Origin of the sequence: Saccharospirillum sp. MSK14-1, from assembly GCF_003054965.1 — a bacterium.
Classification (GTDB): Bacteria; Pseudomonadota; Gammaproteobacteria; order Pseudomonadales; family Natronospirillaceae; genus Saccharospirillum.
On sequence record NZ_MIES01000014.1, the window covers coordinates 1 to 2015 of the forward strand.

Annotated in this window: 3 protein-coding genes; all 3 read right to left on the minus strand. The window is 44.1% G+C overall.

Translation table 11 applies throughout. The features are described from left to right. Window positions 1-413 (minus strand): tetratricopeptide repeat protein (locus tag BGP77_RS17885; RefSeq protein WP_146171171.1); only part of this gene is annotated, 413 nt, incomplete at its 3' end. A gap of 7 nt (window positions 414-420) precedes the next feature. After that, a complete protein-coding gene (prsR, locus tag BGP77_RS02840; RefSeq protein WP_108163234.1) occupies window positions 421-1791 on the minus strand; it encodes a PEP-CTERM-box response regulator transcription factor in 1371 nt (456 codons plus the stop codon). Window positions 1792-1805: 14 nt separating this feature from the next. Then, on the minus strand, window positions 1806-2015 hold a 210-nt coding region (locus BGP77_RS02845; RefSeq protein WP_146171172.1), incomplete at its 5' end, for a HAMP domain-containing sensor histidine kinase.

Genomic DNA, 2015 nt, shown 5'->3' on the forward strand with positions numbered 1-2015 from the left:
TGTAAAGCCAGAAGGCGGCTATATTGATTTTGTTCTGTACTATTTTGCTGCCAGCCAGCCAACACTTCTTTTGCTGAAATATATTTACCTTGCAGCAGTAACGCTTCAGCCAGTGGCAATCGGGTTAGCTCTTCATTACCCGCTACGCTTTTAAGTATTTCTTCGGCCTGATTTGGGCTGCCAATCGAGGTCAACAGGTTCGCATAGCGAACCACGAAAGGGCCGCTGTTCGGTTGTGCCTGGAGCGCATTTCTCATTTCTATTAAGGCTGCGCGATACTGGCCCTGTTGTTCATAGGCCTGACTTCGTTCGACGAATTCATTTGCCTTGTTTACATCTGTATTATTTGAGCAACCTACCAATAATAATGCTGTCAATATGGCAGTAATTGTATTTATAGTTGTTGTTTTCATGTTTTACTCACGAGTGGCTGCTTTCAATGGAAAGGTTATATTTACGCATCATGTCGTAGAGCGTTGGCCGCGTTACGCCGAGCAGTTTTGCAGCGGCAGAAATATTTTGCTGACTCAGTTCGAGTGCTGAATAGATCGCTTCTACTTCGGCAATTCGCCTGGCTTCTTTCAAGTTAATTACCGAAGGTTTAGCTTTGGTTTGCGGTAAGGCGAGGTCCTCAACCTGGATAACGTTGTTTTCTGCCAGTACGACAGCTCGCTTAATTTTATTTTCAACTTCACGAATGTTTCCCGGCCAGTCATAGGATTCCATTGCGTTAATCGCGTCATCACTGAAGGAAAGCTGTTTAGTCGACATTTGTTTGGCGTATCGCTTCAATAAATGATTAGCAATTAAAATGACATCATTACCGCGCGCTCTGAGTGGCGGTATTTCAACGATAATTTCTCCTACCCGGTAATACAGATCTTCTCGGAAAGTTCCTTCCTTAACCATTGCTTCCAGGTTCTTATTGGTCGCACAGACCACTCTGAGATTGACTTTTATTTCTTTACGGCCACCAACTCGCTCTATCGATCGTTCCTGTAAAAAACGCAATAGTTTTGCCTGCAGAGCCAATGGCATATCACCGATTTCATCCAGAAATAGGGTGCCGCCTTTAGCCTGCTCGACTTTTCCGATTGTGGTGCTGACCGCTCCGGTAAAAGCACCTTTTTCATGGCCGAACAGTTCGCTTTCCATTAAGTTTTCAGGGACAGCAGCACAGTTTATGGCAACAAAAGGGTTATCTTTCTCGTCGCTGCTGTTATGGATCGCTCGAGCCAGAACTTCTTTACCAGTACCACTTTCCCCGATCAGCGTGGCAGTAACATTGGTTTGTGCAATTTTTTCGATCATCCGGCAGATATTGCGCATGGGTTGGTTTGCAGTCACCACACCAGAAACCGGTTCTGAAAGCTGATTGTTGAGTTTATTTTCTGCTTCCAGCGTGAAAATTTTGTAAGCCTGATTAACGACATGATCTAAAACGTCAGTATCGACAGGTTTAAAATAGAAATCGTAGGCACCAACTTCAATGGCCTTGAGGGCATTGCGGTGTTCATTTTTCCCGGTTAAGACAATTATTTTACTCTGCGGCGAAAGGTTGAGTATTTCCTGTATGCACCGGAAACCTTCAGATACGCCTTCTTCATCGGGCGGTAAGCCTAAATCTTGGATAATGATGTTGGGTTGATAGAGCCTTACCGCGGTAATTGCTTCCTGCAAATTACTGGCAGTCGCAATCGTGGTGTCGAATTCATCAAAGTGCCACTTTAATTGACTCTGTAAACCTTCATCATCTTCGATGATTAGAATAGTTTTTTCTAACATTTCCATGTCTATGTTCTCCCTTAGTTAAACGTAATATCGAAGCGCGTTCCTTGTCCTTCTTTGCTCTGTACGTTTAACAATGCACCTAAGTGCTCTATGTACGACTTGGTTAGGTAAGCACCGATGCCTACGCCGTTTTCTGTTTTTGTTGTTGAAAAAGGTCTGAATAGTTCGTCATCGATAAAGCTGGGGCTCATGCCTAATCCATCGTCTTCAACTCTAAGTTGCGG